The organism is Bacteroidales bacterium (assembly GCA_021648725.1).
Taxonomy (GTDB): Bacteria; Bacteroidota; Bacteroidia; order Bacteroidales; family JAADGE01; genus JAADGE01.
Map to the genome: position 1 here is coordinate 78,108 of JAKISF010000009.1, position 18,215 is coordinate 96,322.

At 30.7% G+C, this 18,215-nt stretch carries 10 protein-coding genes; 6 read left to right on the forward strand and 4 right to left on the reverse strand.

From position 1 onward, the window contains the following. The first annotated feature begins 61 nt into the window (after window positions 1–61). Both L3J35_05395 and dnaJ read left to right on the forward strand, forming a co-directional pair. Entirely contained in the window at window positions 62–640 is a 579-nt protein-coding gene (locus L3J35_05395) for a nucleotide exchange factor GrpE (GenBank protein MCF6365620.1), read from the forward strand. A gap of 49 nt (window positions 641–689) precedes the next feature. Continuing rightward, window positions 690–1,829: a molecular chaperone DnaJ gene (gene dnaJ / locus L3J35_05400; GenBank protein MCF6365621.1), complete on the forward strand. Its 1,140-nt coding sequence runs from the start codon at window positions 690–692 to the stop codon at window positions 1,827–1,829. Window positions 1,830–1,887: 58 nt separating this feature from the next. Here the strand turns inward: dnaJ and L3J35_05405 are convergent, their stop codons facing one another. Beyond that, window positions 1,888–2,859, reverse strand: a complete 972-nt coding sequence (locus L3J35_05405) for a hypothetical protein (protein MCF6365622.1) — start codon at window positions 2,857–2,859, stop codon at window positions 1,888–1,890. Window positions 2,860–3,055: 196 nt separating this feature from the next. On the opposite strand from L3J35_05405, the gene L3J35_05410 reads away from it, so the two are divergent. From L3J35_05410 to L3J35_05425, 4 genes are all read left to right on the forward strand, one after another. Next, window positions 3,056–5,125: a M1 family metallopeptidase gene (locus tag L3J35_05410; GenBank protein MCF6365623.1), complete on the forward strand. Its 2,070-nt coding sequence runs from the start codon at window positions 3,056–3,058 to the stop codon at window positions 5,123–5,125. A 97-nt stretch (window positions 5,126–5,222) separates the two neighbouring features. Further along, window positions 5,223–10,769, forward strand: a complete 5,547-nt coding sequence (locus tag L3J35_05415) for an MG2 domain-containing protein (GenBank protein ID MCF6365624.1) — start codon at window positions 5,223–5,225, stop codon at window positions 10,767–10,769. A gap of 172 nt (window positions 10,770–10,941) precedes the next feature. Then, entirely contained in the window at window positions 10,942–11,046 is a 105-nt protein-coding gene (locus L3J35_05420; protein ID MCF6365625.1) for a type II toxin-antitoxin system RelE/ParE family toxin, read from the forward strand. Between the two features lie 190 nt (window positions 11,047–11,236). After that, window positions 11,237–12,151, forward strand: a complete 915-nt coding sequence (locus L3J35_05425) for a hypothetical protein (protein MCF6365626.1) — start codon at window positions 11,237–11,239, stop codon at window positions 12,149–12,151. 425 nt (window positions 12,152–12,576) lie between these two features. On the opposite strand, the gene L3J35_05430 is transcribed toward L3J35_05425, so the two are convergent. The 3 genes from L3J35_05430 to L3J35_05440 all read right to left on the reverse strand — a co-directional run bounded on the left by L3J35_05430 (window position 12,577) and on the right by L3J35_05440 (window position 18,153). Further along, window positions 12,577–13,806 (reverse strand): DEAD/DEAH box helicase, encoded by a 1,230-nt coding sequence (locus L3J35_05430; protein ID MCF6365627.1) that lies wholly within the window; start codon window positions 13,804–13,806, stop codon window positions 12,577–12,579. Window positions 13,807–13,895: 89 nt separating this feature from the next. Next, a complete protein-coding gene (locus L3J35_05435; GenBank protein MCF6365628.1) occupies window positions 13,896–14,177 on the reverse strand; it encodes a pyrimidine/purine nucleoside phosphorylase in 282 nt (93 codons plus the stop codon). A gap of 88 nt (window positions 14,178–14,265) precedes the next feature. Then, window positions 14,266–18,153, reverse strand: a complete 3,888-nt coding sequence (locus L3J35_05440; GenBank protein MCF6365629.1) for an Eco57I restriction-modification methylase domain-containing protein — start codon at window positions 18,151–18,153, stop codon at window positions 14,266–14,268. Between the last annotated feature and the right edge of the window lie 62 nt (window positions 18,154–18,215).

The window sequence follows — 18,215 nt, forward strand, 5'->3', positions numbered from 1 at the left end:
TCACGAAAATATAAGTTATAAATAAAATTATAAAATTAACAAATTTTAAATATCAGTAAAAATGGCAAAAAAAGAAAAAACAGATAAAAAAGTAAATGATAAAAAGCTGAAAAATCAAACTACTGATAATTCTAAAAAAGAGAAAGCAGAGAAGAAAGAATCTAAAAATAAAAAGTATGCTTCAAAGAAAAAAAAAGAACCCGGCTTTGAAGAAAAATATAATCTTTTAAATGATAAATATCTCAGACTTTCAGCTGAATATGACAATTATCGAAAACGAACTTTAAAAGAGCGTATGGAGTTAATGAAAAATGCCGGAGAGGATATACTTATCAACTTTCTTCCGGTTATGGATAATATTGAAAGAGCAAAAAACTCAATAGATGATGCAAAAGAAATTAATGCAATTAAAGAAGGGATTGATCTGATTTACAAAAGTATATACGACTTTTTGACAAATAAAGGAATTTCTGAAATTAATGCAAAAGGCGAAACTTTTGATACTGATTTACACGAAGCAATTACTAAAATACCTACACCCGAGGAAGATATGAAGGGTAAAGTTGTTGACGTGATTGAAAAAGGTTACAAAATGAAAGATAAAGTTTTAAGGTATGCAAAAGTTGTTGTCGGGGAATAAAAACAGTATTAAAAAATTAAACCTAATTTAAAATCTCAAGTTCTAAAATATGTCAAAAAAAGATTATTACGATATACTCGGTGTTTCAAAAAATGCTGATAAGGCTGAAATTAAAAAAGCCTACAGGAAAATTGCATTAAAATACCATCCGGACAAAAACCCCGACGATAAAGAAGCCGAAAACAAATTTAAAGAAGCGGCAGAAGCATACGAAATTTTGAGCAACGATGAAAAACGCGCAAAATATGACAGATTCGGTCATTCGGCATTTGACGGTGCCGGAGGTTTCAGCGGAGGCGGTATGTCAATGGATGACATCTTCTCTCATTTCGGAGACATTTTCGGGAACTTCGGCTTCGGAGGTTTCGGAGGAGGCGGAAGCAGCAGAAGAGGGCGGCGTGTAAATAAAGGAGCAAATTTAAGAGTAAAGGTAAAGCTTGAATTAAAAGACATATTAAACGGAACTACAAAAAAAATAAAAGTTAAAAAATATGTAGCATGTTCGCATTGCTCAGGTACAGGAGCAACAGACAGCTCTTTTGATAATTGTAATACATGCAACGGTTCAGGTCAAGTTATCAAAATTCAAAATACAATGCTGGGACAAATGCAAACTGCAAGACCCTGCCCTACTTGCAACGGAGAAGGAAAAATAATAAAAAATAAATGTAAATATTGCTATGGAGAAGGAATAGTAAAAGGTGAAGAAGTTGTGCAAATTAATGTTCCGGCAGGTGTTTCGGAAGGTATGCAAATGAAAATAGGAGAAAAAGGAAGTGCGGCAAGAAGGGGCGGTATTAACGGCGATTTAATCGTAATTTTTGAAGAACAAGAACACCCTGAATTAATAAGAGACGAAGAAGATTTATTATACAATTTACATATAAGTTTTCCGGAAGCTGCAATAGGTACTTCTGTTGAAATTCCTACTATTGACAGCAAAGTAAAGATAAAAATTGCTGCAGGCACACAGGCAGGTAAAGTCCTCAGACTAAGAGGCAAAGGTCTTCCTTCATACGGAAGCTACGGAAAAGGAGATATTCTTGTAAAAGTTAATGTTTGGGTGCCTAAAAACCTTGACAAAGACGAAAAAAGAATATTGGAAAAGTTACAAAATTCACCTAATTTTAAACCAAACCCCGAAAAAGAAGAACGTAACTTCTTCGACAGAGTAAGAGATATGTTTTAATAAAAAAAGTCTTGATTAACTTATCAAGACTTTTTCTTTTCAAAGCACTTTATAATTTTTATTGTAATTCTTTATAGTAAAACTTAACTTCTTTGCCGTCTTTATATTCGGTTATATAAGTTTCTGTCAAACCATAAGCATTTTTGTAATTCTTAGCTTCTTGAAATGTTGCAAAACTGCCTATCGTATATTTGTAATAAACCTTAGATTTGTATGTTTTTACAGAAAGTTCGGTAGGATTTAGCCTGCTGATTTGAGAATCATTTGCAGGTAAAATCGAAGTCCCTATTTGAATTCTGAATTCTGTTCCCTTTGAAACATTATTATTGTAATTGTTTGTATAAGTATTATCTGAATTATTTATATTATCGGTATAGTTTACATCATAAGAAACTTCAGTATTCCCTGAATTTGTATTTACTCTGTTAAATGAATAATTCTCCGGTAATGATGCATTACTTACAGAAAAATATTTTACATCAAAATTTTCTGTAACAGTATTATCATATTCTTCCTCTAAACTGTAATTTGTTTCCGGAATTGTCATATCCTCCGTAACCCAACCGTTAATTATTCCGAAGGCACGACTCTGAAAATCTATAGCATCAATCTCGTTTTGATGTGCAGATTTATAAAGTTCATTTGCTGTCTTTTTTTCTTTTTCCTCACCGGCAAAAACTCTGTCAGAAATTGACATCCGAAAACTGTTTTTAGCTTCATTTAATAAATAATCAACATAGCTGCCCATTTGCCCTTCTGCATCTTTTGAAATTTTTTCAAGTTTCTTTTCATATAACAAAAAAAGTTTTCTGTAATTTTCTTGAAAAATGCCGGCTGCCTTTTCATTTTTTGAAAAATCTGCCGATGAAAATAAAGGTTGAGCCTCTTTTATTTGTTTTGAAATTTTACTTAAGTCTTCTTGTTTACCTTTACTAAATGTTTTCTTTATTTCTTTAAAATGTTCATTCAACTGAGCCTCAGCAGATAAACATGTAAGCAATAAAAGAATTGTTAATATATTTTTAATCATAATTCTTAAATTAAAGTTGGTTAGTTTCGCAAAGTTAGGCTGTTTTTAATTATTACAGAATAATTTATTACAAATAATTTGCCGGAAGACAATATTTAAGTCATATTTTTTATTAATAAATTTTATTATCTTTCTTTTTCAAACGGTAATAATACTATTTTTGTCGTAATAATTCGTTTACATAATTAAAGTTTTAATGAAAAACAATATTTTTATAGTCGCAATTTTTATTCTTTTATCCTCTTGTTTTATAAAAAAAGATATTGTTGAAAAAGAGAAAAGTTCAGAAAAAACAGTTATTGAACTCGAAGCAAATTATTCTCAAAACATTAATATTAAAAGTTATGAAGCCCTTATCACAAATTACAAAGCAAGTAACACAATTATAAATGATTTAATTCATACAAAATTAAAGCTTTCCTTTAATTACAAAACAAAACAAATTTCAGGAAATGCAGAAATAACTCTGAAACCTCATTACTACAAAACTGACACTTTAACATTAGACGCACAACAATTTGACATTCATAATATTTCTATTGAAAAAAATAACGAATATAAAGAGTTAGATTATAAGTATAACAACTCCAAAATCTATATTCAACTTGATAAAACATATAACAAAAATGAAAAATATACCATCTCAATAAATTATACTGCAAACCCTGAACGTATTAATAAAAAAGGCTCATGGGCAATTACTGATAATAAAGGGCTATATTTTATTGATACAGATACAGAAAATCCGCAAATTTGGACACAAGGAGAAACACAATCAAATTCAGCTTGGTTTCCTACAATCGACTCTCCTAATCAAAAAATGACACAAGAAATATTCTTGACAGTCAAAAAAGAATTTAAAACACTTTCTAACGGAAAACTTACCGGCTCTTTACCTAATTCTGACGGAACCAGAACTGACTACTGGGAACAAAACAAACCTCATGCACCGTATTTAGCAATGATTGCAGTCGGCAATTTTAATATAATTAAAGATTATTGGAGAGATTTACCGGTTGATGTTTATATTGAAGAAGGCGATGAAACTAAAGCAAAAGGTTTATTTGAGAAAACATATAAAATGATTGAATTTTATTCTCGAAAATTAGATTACGACTACCCATGGAATAAATACTCGCAAATTGTCGTAAGAAATTTTGTTTCGGGTGCAATGGAAAACACGGGAGCTGTTGTTTTCGGAGATTATGTTTTAGATTATTACAACGAAGAACAAAGAATAGAATACGAATGCGTTGTTGCTCATGAATTATCGCATCATTGGTTCGGAGATTTAGTAACTTGTGAATCGTGGGCAAATCTTCCGCTCAACGAATCTTTTGCAACTTATTTCGAATACCTTTGGTTAGAACATGAATATGGACGTAATGTTGCAGATGCTCATTTAGAAGATGATTACAGTTCTTACAACTTTGAACGTTTATTCAAAGATGAAAATCTTATCCGGTTTTATAACAAGCACAGAGACAATATGTTTGATGCACATTCATACCAAAAAGGAGGACTTATTTTACACATGCTGAGATACACCGTCGGTGAAGATGCCTTTTGGGATGCTCTTGAATTATATCTTAAAAATAATGAATATAAAGCGGTTGAAATACATCATTTACGATTAGCTTTTGAAGAAATTACCGGTCAAGACTTAAATTGGTTTTTTAACCAATGGTTCTTAAACAAAGGAATTCCTGAACTAAAAATAACTTATTCGTTTGACAATAACACCAATAAAACAAACATTAAAATCGAACAAATTCAAAATTTGAATAAAACTCCTTTATATAAAATCCCGACTTACATTGATTTCTATTTTAAAAATAAAACAATAAGAAAAAAGATATTAATTGACGAACAAACAGAAAATTTCAGTTTCTATTTTGAAGAAAAACCTCTTGCAGTAAACTTCGACCCCGAAAACAGTATTTTATGTAATAAAAAAGAAAATTATACTATTGAAGAGTACATAACAATTTTAGATAAAGCACCTTTATATCAAGATAAAAATGAAGCTTTCAACAAACTGAAAACTTACAAAAGTTTAAAACTCGACAATATATATATTACATTACTGAAACATCCTTATTATAAATTCAAATATTTTGCTTTATCAGCTCTTAATAAATCCGGCAATGAAAATTGGACTGAAAATATGAAAACAGAGTACAAAAACCTGTTAAGTAAGCTGAGTGAGGATAATGAATACTCTCGAATTAAAAGTCTTGCTTCAAAAATCCTGAAAAACTATTAGCCTTAGTTCACTTTCATAAAATAAATCTTGTTTACAAATAATTTAATTCGTAAATTTAACTTCTGTTTATCTATTTACTTTTAATAACACTATTATTATGAAAAACAAGAAGATTATATTTTATGTATTAGGATTAGCAGCAATTGTTGCTGCCGTAGTTCTGATAACCACTAATTTTAAAAAACGAAATGTAAATTCTGATAATCCTGAATTTGCAAAATATATAACTGCATATACTTCCGGTGCAATTTCAAAAAATTCACCTATTCAATTAAAATTAACAAGTGCTGTTATCGATCAAATAAAAGATAAAGATAACCTTCCGGAAGATTTGATAAACATAAGACCCAAAGTAAAAGGAACTTACAAATTAATAAACAACGAAATAGAATTTACACCTGCCGAACCGTTAAAATCAGATAAAGAATTCTATGTAGAATTTAATCTTAATAAACTTATTGATGTTGAAAGTGAATTAGAAGCATTCAACTTTCAATTTAAAACCATTAAACAAGCCTATGACTATGTAATTGAAGAACAAAAAACAATAGATAAAAAAACTTTAAAATACCAACAAGTTAACGGATATGTTAATACTGCAGACGCTGCCGATCCCGAAAAAATCAAAGACTTGCTGAAAGCCACACAAGAAGGAAAAAAACTTTCAGTTAAATGGTCATCTGATGTTGATTTACAAAGACATTTTTTTACAATTGACAGCATTGTCAGAAAAAAAGAAGCATCTTCAATAAAATTAAAATGGAACGGAGATGTTATTGATGTTGATAAAGATGAAGATTCTGAAATAGAAATCCCCGCAATAGGTGATTTCAAACTTCTTTCTTCAAAAGTTATACATAACCCCGAGCAATATTTACAACTTCAATTTACCGACCCGCTTGACGAAAAACAAAATTTAAGCGGCTTAATCTCTATCCAAGGTGTATATAATTTAAAATTTGTTATTGATGATAATATAATAAAAGCTTATCCTGCAAACAGATTAGAACAGGTAAAAAAAGTATCTGTATATCAAGGCATTAAAAATGTTCTCGGATATAAATTAAAAGACGATTCTAATTTTGAACTTGCATTTGAATCCATAAAACCGGAAGTAAAAATTGTCGGAAACGGAACAATCCTTCCGTCAAGCGATAAAGGATTAATATTTCCGTTCGAAGCTGTTAACTTAAAAGCTGTTGATATAACAATTATAAAAATTTACGAAAGCAACATTCTGCAATTTTTGCAAAACAATGAAATCGACGGAAGTTATAATCTGAGACAAGTCGGAAAACCCATAATCCGAAAAAAAGTAGATTTAAGCAAATTCAATATCATTGATTACGGTGTTTGGAACAGATTTTCATTAGATTTAAGCGATATTATTCAAGCAGAACCGGGAGCAATTTATCGAGTAGAACTTAACTTCAGAAAACAATACTCTTTATATCAATGCGATGAAGAAGATTCTGACAATGCAGAAGAAGTTGAAGACAGTTGGACAGAAGAAGAAAACGAATCAACAAATTGGGATAATTATAATGACGGATACGATTACGACTACTACTACGGATATTGGGAAGACAGAGATAATCCTTGCAAAAAAGCATATTACGGCAACAACAGAAAAGTTGCAAGAAATATCATTGCTTCCGACCTCGGTATGATTGCAAAACAATCAAACAATAATAATATAAATGTTTTTGTAACAGATTTACAAACCACAAAACCGAAAGCCGGTGCAAGTGTTGAAATATTTGATTACCAACAACAACTGCTTGCAAGCGGCGAAACCGATAACGAGGGAAAAGTAAATTTGGGTATTATCAAAGATCCCTATTTTGCAGTTGCAAAAATAGGTAAGCAAAGAGCATACCTTAAACTTAGTGATGGCAACTCCTTGTCATTAAGCCGATTCGACATATCAGGAGAAGAAGTTAAAGAAGGAATAAAAGGTTTTATATACGGCGAAAGAGGTGTTTGGCGTCCGGGGGATAAAATATATTTAACATATATTCTTAAAGACGACCTTAACTCAATTCCTGACGGTCATCCGATTGTCTTTGAATTTAAAAACCCGCAAGGACAAATTATAAAAAAAGAAGTTCAAACAAAAAACAATACTAATTTTTATTCATTCCGTACAGAAACTGAAAGCGATGCCGTAACGGGAAATTACAGCCTGAAAGTTTCAGTAGGTTCTGTCGATTTTTATAAAACCGTAAAGGTTGAAACCATTAAACCAAACCGTTTAAAAATTGCCCTTGATTTCGGCAAAAAAATGATTAAAGAAGGAATGAGTGAAAGCACAACCTTAAATGTAAAATGGTTACACGGTGCAATTGCCAAAGATTTAAAAGTTAAAGTTGAAGGTTCTTTACAGCCGATTACAACAAAATTTGACAAATATTCCGATTATACATTTGACGACCCTACAAAAAATTTCTATTCTTCAAATGAAGTATTATTAAATGCAAAAACAGATGCAAACGGAGACGTTCAATTAACCGCTGACTTTACTACCGACAATGAAGCACCCGGAATGATGAATGCTGTTTTCTTCACAAAAGCATTTGAAAAAGGAGGAAATTTCAGCGTTGACCAATATACCGTAAAATACTCACCTTATGTTGCTTACACAGGAATAAAACTTCCTAAAGGCGATAAAATGAGAGGTATGCTTCTAACCGACAAACAACACAAAGTTGAAGTAGTAACATTAACTCCCGAAGGCAGAGTTATGAAAGAATCTCACAAAATTAAAATGAAATTCTATAAATTAAGTTGGCGTTGGTGGTTTGATGCATCAAGCAATACCGTTTCTTCATATAACTTCCGAAATTCATCAACTTTATTAAAAGAAGCAGTTATCACAAGTTCCGGAGGAAAGGCTAACTGGAACATAGACGTTAAATATCCCGACTGGGGACGATATTTAGTTATTGCAGAAGATATGCAAACCGGACATTCAACAGGAAAAATCGTTTATATAGATTGGCCCGGTTGGGCAGGCAGAGCTCAAAAAGGAGATTCAGAAGGTGCAACAATGCTTAGTTTTATTTCTGACAAAGATAAATACAATGTAGGCGAAGAAGCAAAAATTACTATTCCTACCGGAAAAGACGGAAGAGCATTAATAAGCATTGAAGACGGAACAGATGTTTTAAAATCTTATTGGGTACAAACACAAGAAGGAGAAACCGAATTTAAGTTTAAACTTACTAAAAAGATGACTCCAAATGTATATGTTCACGTAAGTTTATTACAAGCCCACTCTCAAACGGCTAATGATTTACCGATAAGAATGTACGGAACAATTCCTATTATGGTTGAAGACCCTGACACAAAATTAGAACCTGTTATTACAATGCCTGATGAAATTGAAAGCGGAAAAGATTTTACCGTAACCGTTTCCGAAAAAAACAAAAAAGGAATGACATACACATTAGCAATTGTTGATGAGGGTCTTTTAGACATAACAAGGTTTAAAACTCCTAATCCTTGGGATAAATTCTTTGCAAAAGAAGCTCTCGGCGTAAAAACATGGGATATGTTTAACGAAGTTATAGGTGCAGATGCCGGACAAATTGAACGCTTACTTGCAATAGGCGGAGGCGGAGAAGAAGAAGGACAAAAAAATAAAAAAGCAAACAGATTTAAACCGGTTGTTAAATTTTTAGGACCTTTTACAATAGGAAGCGGAGACAAAAAAACACATAATATTAATATCGACAAATACATAGGTTCGGTAAGAACAATGGTAATTGCCGGAAATGATAAAGCATACGGTTCTTCCGAAAAGGCAGTTCCCGTTATTAAACCTTTAATGATTATAGGAACATTACCTCGAATATTATCACCGGGCGAAACCGTAAAATTACCGGCAAGTATTTTTGCAATGAAAAGTAACATTAAAAATGTTACGGTTAAAGTAAAAACAAACGGTTTATTTACCGTAAACGGAGAAAGTTCAAAAACATTAAGATTTGATAAACCCGGAGAAGAAAATGTTAATTTTGAACTTACCGTTAATAATACAATAGGGTTGGGAACAGTTGAACTTATTGCAAGTTCAGGAGATAAAACTTCAACTTACAGTATTGAAATTGATGTCAGAAATCCGAATCATTTAACAACAAATGTTATTGAAAAAGTTCTTACGGCAGGCGAAACATGGCAAACTAATTATACTCCCACAGGAATTGCAGGTACAAACAACGGAGTTATCGAAGTTTCATCAATTCCGCCGATTAATTTAAAAAGCCGTTTAGATTATTTAATTCAATATCCTCACGGATGCGTTGAACAAACAACCTCCTCGGTATTTCCGCAACTTTATGTTTCTAATTTAATTGAACTGAATTCAAAACAAAAAACCGAAATTGAAAAGAACATTAAAGCCGGAATTAAAAGATTAAACTCATTTCAACTTTCAAACGGAGGATTTTCTTATTGGCAAGGCGGAACAAACGCAAGTATTTGGGGAACAAATTATGCCGGACATTTCCTTGTTGAAGCAAAGAAAAAAGGTTATCCTGTTTCTTCTTCAACAATTCAATCTTGGCGAAAATATCAAAAAAATAAGGCTAAGAAATGGACAAACGACGGTTCATCTTCTCAACTTGTACAGGCTTATCGTCTTTATACTCTTGCACTTGCAGGTTATGCAGAAAAAAGTGCTATGAACCGCATGAAGAATATAAGCAATCTTTCAAGTGCAGCAAAATGGAGATTAGCTGCTGCATATTATCTTGCAGGAAAACGAACAACTGCTGAAAACATGATTGCAAACTTAACAACCGATGTAACAAAATACATTGAACTGTCTTATACCTACGGAACAGATTTGAGAGATAAAGCAATGATTTTAGAAACATTAACTCTGTTAGGAAAAAAAGCAAGAGCATTTAAATTATTGAAAGAAATTTCCGATGAACTTTCAAGTAAAAAATATTTGAGCACGCAAACAACAGCATACTCGTTAATTGCAGCTTCGCTTTATGCAGAAAATAATACAATTTCCGGAGCATTGAAATATCAATATTCGTTAAATTCAGGAAGCATGAAAAACGTTTCCGTAAAGAAAAGCATTTCGCAAACCGATATGAATATAAAAGGTACAAAAGCAGGAAATATTACGATAAAAAATACAAGCTCGAGTATATTATATGCACGAATCATTTTACAAGGCGTACCCGAAGTAGGAACTTCGCAGGATTCACAAAAAGACTTAAAAATGACGGTGAAATATACTTTAACCGACGGTTCTTATCTTTCTCCGAAAAACATTCCGCAAGGAACTGATTTTGTTGCAGAAGTTACAGTAACACATCCGGGAATTTTAAAAGCTTATAAGGAAGTTGCATTATCGCAAATATTTCCTTCGGGTTGGGAAATTATAAATACAAGGTTGTACAATGTAGGTTCGAGTTCATACACAGCAACACCCGAGAACATTGACATCAGAGATGACAGAGTTTATACATATTTTGATTTGGCAAGAAGCAAAAGTAAAACCTTTAAAGTATTGCTGAATGCAAGTTATGCCGGCAAATTTTGGATGCCGCCTACATATTGCGAAACAATGTATGATGCAAGTATTTATTCACAAAAAGGCGGAATGTATGTAACGGTTGAGTAGTACTGTGTTTATTTATAGGTTTGCGGGATTATAAAAAAAGAGGAAAACACTTGACTTTTATACCAATAACTTGGTATCTTTTAAAGCAATTCAAGAAGGTGTTGAAAGTGGAATAGCTCTTGATTTTACCCAAAGACACATTTGGAAGAATTAAAAGCAAAAAAGGAATTGAATGGCTAAATATTATTTGACTAATAAAGCCGCAGAAGACTTATCCAAGATTTGGAATTACACCTTTGATAATTGGTCTGCAAAACAAGCTGACAAATGTTCATGAGCATGTTGACCACCTCTGCTAATCGAAGTTTATACCGATTTTTACAGTAGTTTTTAACTATTATCCGTTTAAAATTGAATTTATACTTATGATTTTTTGCGTTTTAACAGTTAAGTAGTATTCGTTTTTATTTATGAGTTAGAGGTAATATATACAAAAAAGTCAAATAAACAATTAACAGTTGGAAAATATGAGAACTATTTTAATATTTACAGTTGGTCTTTTTCTTTGTAGTGCTTATTCAATACCAAAATATGACATGAAAAAGTCAATGGATAACTATGAGGAATTTAAGAGTCTGGAAATTCCTCTATACTTTGATGCCGGAATTTACCCATTTATTTATGTGAATATACAAGGTAATAAAATTCCTGTGCATGTAGATATTGGAGATGAAACAGGAAATTTTTCTTTTGACGAGAAATCTCTGGAAAGTATTAAATATAAATCTGTTAGTGAAAGCAACTATTCTACGGGTTTCAACGGTATAATTAAAAACAATGATTATTTTAACATCAATGAAATAGATATAGAAGGAATAAAGTTTAGAAATATTGTTTGTAAGAAAGACAATACAAAATTACCGAATTATCTAATGGATATTGGAAATGTTGGTCTCAATTTCTTGAAAGAATTTAATTTTAAAATAGATTATAAAAATAAATTGCTAACTTTATATAAAAAAGGATTCATTCCTGATGATATTACTAATTATTGGACAAAAATTATTTTAAATAAAAAACCTTTATTAACTTTTAATGGTCGTATTCAAGGGTATAATAAAATACTTCAAGTTGGTATAGATACCGGAACAATTATGATTGGTAAAGATATCGTAGAAAACTTAATAAGAATCCCCTTAAAACATAGCTTTATTTCAAAACAAAAAGTTGACTATATAAATGATGAACTGAAATTAAAAGTTATCAGAGAATTATCTATAACAAATGAAAACAGCCTTATTGACAGTTTAGATTTCCTAATATATAAAACGAAACAACCGAAAGATAGGGATATATTTTTAGGAGGAGATTTTTTCTTTAAGTATAATACTTTTTTTGATAATAAAAATAACATTTTATACATTAGTAAAAATAAAACCTAATACCACCTACAATAAAGCACATAAATCATTGGGCAATAAGTGATTAAGATGAACTTTTAGAAATATAAATATTACGGTAAACTGAAAACGAAGTGCTTTGAAATGCCGCTAATACCTTATAAACAAATCGTTAGCAGTAGTTCCCTGCTAATCGAAGTTTGCAACTTCGATTTTTCATTACAGTAGTTTTCAACTATTATCAGGTATGTGTGATTTGATTAACAAAAGAGAAGATTTTTTTTGAGAAATATGAATTTGCAGTTAAAACTTATTTTTAGAAACAGAAATGAATAAAAGTTGAGAAGCTAAATAAGAACTTTACCCCTAAACCTCTCACAGAACCGGCTGTACGTGACACTTTTGCTTTACACTTTTTGAAAGCAGTATTGCCTGTGCGGAGCAGTTATACAGTTTTGAATAAAATTTTAAAATTTCTTACTTGTCCTTTTTCTGTTAAAATTCTTTTTTTTGTAATGCCGTTTTTTGTTTTTAGGTGTTTGTTTTCGAGTTTGCCATTTCGGTCCTTCTCCGATTTCTTCAGGCGGCTGAACTTTTGGTACCGTAATCTCGATTAATTGTTCAATTTTCCTAAGCTTGTACATATCTTTCGGGTTAACCAAAGTTAGGGCTTCACCCGTTGCATTGCTTCTCGCAGTTCTGCCTACACGGTGAACATAATCTTCGGCATCGTGCGGAACATCATAGTTTATAACCATGTTAATTTCCTTCACGTCAATACCTCTGCTCATTACATCCGTTGCAACTAATATACGAATTCGTTTTGAACGAAAACCGATTAACACTTCTTCACGTTGATCTTGTTCTAAATCGGAAGAAATACCTTTTGCATGAAACCCTGATTTGTTAAGCGACCTTACAATTTCATTAACTTTGCTTTTTGTAGAAGTAAAAATTAAAATGCTGTTATAATGTTTCCGTTCAGATAAATATTGATTTAATATTTCCTCTTTTTGTTCGTCATAGCATAAACACACTTTATGGTCAACGCCTTCGGCAGGTTTTGAAACTTCCAAAGATATTTCTGCGGGATTATTTAATATTCGTTTAGCTAATTGCTTTATGCTTTGGGGCATTGTTGCACTGAACATCAGGGTTTGATGCTTATTTTTCAGAAATGAAATAATTGCTTTTAAGTCGTCAATAAAGCCCATGTCTAACATTCTGTCGGCTTCGTCTAAAATTAAATGTTTGATTTTATCAAGTTTTACATATCCTAATTTTAAATGAGAAATTAATCTGCCCGGTGTTGCCACAATAATATCTACATTATTTGTCAGGGCTGTTTTTTGTTTATCCCATTCTTTGCCGTCACCACCGCCGTAAACAGCAATAGAAGTTGCCGAAACAAAATAGGAAAATCCTTGTATTTGTTGTTCAATTTGAATTGCAAGTTCTCTTGTGGGAACAATTATGAGAGTATCAGTGCTTTGGTCTTTTTTATTAATTAATTTATTTAAAACAGGCAATACAAATGCAGCTGTTTTTCCGGTACCTGTTTGTGCACAAGCAATTATATCTTGGTTTTTAAGTATTACGGGAATTGCTTGTTCTTGTATCGGGGTTGCTGCTTTAAATCCCATGTATGAGATGGCTTCTAATATTTGCTCATCAAGTTTAAGTTCTGTAAATTTCATATAGGACACGAAGGTAATAATTTTAGCTTAGAATAAAATATAAAAAAAGCCCGCAAAACTGTGAGCTGTTCTTAATAAATTAAAGAAGCTTATTTATAAATACATCGATATGAGGTGTCTCCTTCAAGTTTAACTTTAAATTTTACATCTTTTTCAACTCTGAAAGTTTCAAATTCTTTGTATGTTTTCCATTCTGTTTCTCCCGGCAACATAACATCCATTGTTCCGGAAGTTACGGTCATAAATTCTACTGTTGAAGTGCCGAATTCATATTCGCCTTTTGCCATTACACCGATTGTTGCATCGCCTTCACGTGATTTAAAAGCAATTGATTTTACTTTTCCTTCAAAATATTCGTTTGTTTTGAACATTGTTTTTTGTTTTTTGTGATTGTGTTAAATTATTAATTAGTACAAAGTTAATGTAAAAAATCCATTGTGTAATATCATTATTTTAGATTTATTTTATTTTTCCTTTAATCAAAATTGTTTCGATTTCTTCTTGTTCTGCTTCTGTTATATCATAAAGTTGATAAACTTTTTTATTAAGATTATCTTCTAACTCTGATGTTTCTTTATTTTTCTTTTTAGATAGAAGTATTTTATCAACCAATTCAATGTAAGGTTCATAATCCATTTTTTTTGTAGGAATTATAAACTTTTCTACATTTTTCTTTTTCAAAACATAAGCTCCGCCTGCCGTATATTCTCCTGTTTTGTCAAAATAAAACTGAAATAAACGACTATTGAACAATGCAAGTAAAAATTTTATTGGTATTTTTTCTGATGTTAAAAGAAATGACGCACTTGTTAAGAAATGTTTTTTATCATCGTAAGCAAAACCCCAAATGCCGGAAATTATTCCCCAAATCATTTTTTCTTTGTCAAAATCAAGGTAATATGCAATATTATCTTGAATTTCATACCATTTGTATTTACCTGGTTTTCTTCCTATTTTTTCATTTCCCGTTTCTCTTGGTTTTAGTTGGGCATAAAACTTTTTTAAAAATCGTTCAATTTGAGGCATTTCTTTTATATCTACACCACGTCTTGTAAATATTAACCAAAATTTTTCATGGTAATAATCAAACTTATGAATATCTTTACCACGCAAAAGTGGATTTAATGCTTTCTTATTTTTTGCAGTCTTTGATAATTTGTTAAATATTTGCTCATCAATAATGAAAGCATCATCAAAACCAGTTGTAACCCCACGTTTAATGTTAATAGTTGCAATTTCACCAAGTCGTTTACCTGCTTTTTTTATTTTCTCTAAAATTTTGTCTTCTGTTTGACTTGTAAATAACCAAGCTGGATTTTTCAAATAGTCTTTTGGGTAAATTTTAATTCGTTTTAATAGTTCTTTCTCAAATATTTCACTGGTTACAAGCTCTTTGTAAAATTCGGCATATTTTAAATCTGTTTTAGGTTCTTGTTTATCGATATGGAAAATTGATGTTGAAACAAGTGCTTCATCAAAAACGGGAACTTGCTCGAAATTAATGTATTCGTTGTTTTGATATTTTGCCAAAAATGAGCGTAATTCTTTTCCGTATTCTGTATTAAAAAACTTATTGGTATTAATGTAGGCAAGTTGTCCGCCTTTTTTTGTGATTTCCATTCCTTTTTCAAAAAAATATACACTTATATCAGCTGTGCCTGAATATGTTTTGTGATAAATTGATTTTAAAAAAGGACTTATGTAACCAAGTTCTCGGTGTTGTATATACGGCGGATTTCCAATAACTATGTCAAAACCGGTATTATCTCCGTTTCCATTTTGAAAAGTGCCGATTATTTCGGCAAAATCAATATTCCAGTCAAACAGCACAATCGGTTTTCCGAGATCGGGACTGTAATCAATTTCTCTTTTTATTTTTTGTAAAAAAGCTTTCTTTTCTAATAATTCATTTCGCTGTTTTTCTTCTTTTTTGTTTAATTGCTTACCTAATCGTTGTTCGGGATTAAGCCCGCTTAAAATTTCATTAATTTGAACAATTTCAATTTCAAATTTTGCAATCAATAAATCCGCTTTTGCACGATTTATTTCAGATGTTAAACTTATTTTTTTATTATAATCTTTAACATAAAAGATTTCATGTTTTTTCTCTTTGATTGTGTTAATAGAATTATTGATAATCTCAACCTTATTGCTAATAGATTTAATACTGTTTGCAATGTTTTTTCTTGTCCAATCAATTATAATTGGCTGGTTTTCATATACAGGAAGTAAACTATTTCCTTCAATTATTTTGTAATCTAAATTTGGCAATGTTTCCATTAGCTGAAAATTACTATCGGCTGTATAGTAAGAATTTTTTAATAGTTCAATCCATAAACGCAATCTGCATATTTGCACTGAATTTGGATTAATATCAACCCCATATAATGAATTTTCAATAAAATTTTGTTTTTCTCTAAATAAAGTTGTTTGTATTTTTTGAAGTTCCGGATTAACGGTTCTTATTCCGTTTTTATATTCTGTTTTATATTCAAATTCTTGATTTGCAATTCGTTTATTAAATATTTTTAATTCGTCATTTTCAACTGAAATCCAATATTGAAGTGGTTGATTTTTGTTGTCGTATAAAATTTCTAATTCCGATTTTGCACAAATTAATTCGTTAAGAACAGATACGAGAAAATGTCCTGAACCCACGGCAGGGTCGCAAACCGTAATTTCATTTACTGTCTGATTAAAATTTTCAATATCTTCTGTTTTGTATTTAGACTTAGTAAATTGTTTAATTTCATCGAAATTACTTGCATTTAGTTCAAATTTTTCGTTAAATTTTCTAATTATCGCATTACGAACAACTTTACGGCTCATATACATTGTTATGTAACTTGGGGTATAAAATGAGCCGTCTTTGTAACCATTTAATTTTTCAAATATTTTACCCAGAACCGATGCGTTAATTAAATCTTTGGTTTTGTGTTGAACGTCCTGTTTTATAGGTTCTCCAAAATTATAGGCATCAAGAAATAAAAGTAAGTATTCAAGTGGTGGCAAGTCATTAGATATATCTAAGACTGAATTTTTATAAATCGGCATTGTCAAATCATCACGTAATCCTGAAATTCTACCGTGAATAGTTTCGAGATATGTGATTTGAAAAAGGCTACTGTTTAAGTATGGAATGTTTTTAAAATCAGACTGTAAAGATTTACTCCTATTATCGTTAGGTGTATTTAAAACATGAAAAAATAAGGTGGCAAGTTTATTTCCGTTTTTTATTATTTCGGGTGTTAAAAAATGAAAGTTTTTTGTGTCGTTATGGTAACTTTCTAACTGACCTTCAAGCAATTTAAGGAATAAAATACGATTAATCCAAATAATGCATAATTCCAAAGCTATATCTAAATCTCCTGCTTGCTCAACAAAACGTTTTTCACCTTGTTCTTGCAAATGAATTGGTCGTTCAAAAATAATTTTTTCTATCGTATTTTCAATAAACGAACCTTCATTTCTGTCTTTTTTTGGCAAACGGTCTATTATATTATTGCCGTTTTTTTCATATTCCTTTAATCCAAGTATATAAAGTAATTCGTTATAAAATTTTTTGTTTAGTTCACTCCCGTCCTTTTCTGATTTTTCTTTTTGTAAATTCTGTGGCGAAAAGAACCGAAACGCATTTTTAATATTCCGGAACTTATTTTCTTTGTTAAATTCTTCTATTTCATTTGTTTGAAGTGCCTTATCAATTTCTACAATTAAATCATCAGTTAATTGAAAGTGTGAAAATTCAATTTCTAATTGTTCCTCACTATTAATATAATTTTCAACTTGTTGATAAAAATCTGTTATTGAAGTTCCACTTTGTGTTTTGAAATACCAGTTATCAAAATTCTGTCGTAAGCTACTTTTGTAAAATAATTTATGAAATTCAACGGCATCAAATAAATAAAAATCTTCGGTATCTGTAATAAGAATATTTTTGATGTTGAAATTTTGTTTTTCAACTATTTCGGTTAGAAAATAGGTTACAGCCTGAAAAAACGATTTTCTATTGAGGTCTGTTTTTGTAATAAAATCATTTTTATCCAATGGACTTTTTACTTCAATAAGAACAGATGTTTTAGAGGTCGCATTTTTGCTTTCTGCAATAATTAAATCTGCTTCTCCTTTTTTGTATGGTCTGTTTCCAATATAAGTTTCTTTGTAGAAAGTGTTTTTTAATAAACTTTTCAGTTCGCTTTCAAATGCCTTTTCATTTTTGCTACTTTGTTGTTTTAATATTGATTTTTGAGTAGCAAAGTCTTTTAACTTTGGTAAAAATGTATCCTTTAAACCTTCAAATTCAATTGATAAGTTATTATATATTTTTATTTTTTTAGTTATAATCATATTTAATTTTTCAATTTATTTGAAGCAAAGTTAATCATTATTTTGTTTTCTCGTATTTTGCA

Bases quoted from the DNA above. Each gene is read 5' to 3' on its own strand.
- L3J35_05395 (MCF6365620.1), top strand. From the start codon at position 62: ATGGCAAAAAAAGAAAAAACAGATAAAAAAGTAAATGATAAAAAGCTG.
- dnaJ (MCF6365621.1), top strand. From the start codon at position 690: ATGTCAAAAAAAGATTATTACGATATACTCGGTGTTTCAAAAAATGCT.
- L3J35_05405 (MCF6365622.1), bottom strand. From the start codon at position 2,859: ATGATTAAAAATATATTAACAATTCTTTTATTGCTTACATGTTTATCT.
- L3J35_05410 (MCF6365623.1), top strand. From the start codon at position 3,056: ATGAAAAACAATATTTTTATAGTCGCAATTTTTATTCTTTTATCCTCT.
- L3J35_05415 (MCF6365624.1), top strand. From the start codon at position 5,223: ATGAAAAACAAGAAGATTATATTTTATGTATTAGGATTAGCAGCAATT.
- L3J35_05420 (MCF6365625.1), top strand. From the start codon at position 10,942: ATGGCTAAATATTATTTGACTAATAAAGCCGCAGAAGACTTATCCAAG.
- L3J35_05425 (MCF6365626.1), top strand. From the start codon at position 11,237: ATGAGAACTATTTTAATATTTACAGTTGGTCTTTTTCTTTGTAGTGCT.
- L3J35_05430 (MCF6365627.1), bottom strand. From the start codon at position 13,806: ATGAAATTTACAGAACTTAAACTTGATGAGCAAATATTAGAAGCCATC.
- L3J35_05435 (MCF6365628.1), bottom strand. From the start codon at position 14,177: ATGTTCAAAACAAACGAATATTTTGAAGGAAAAGTAAAATCAATTGCT.
- L3J35_05440 (MCF6365629.1), bottom strand. From the start codon at position 18,153: ATGATTATAACTAAAAAAATAAAAATATATAATAACTTATCAATTGAA.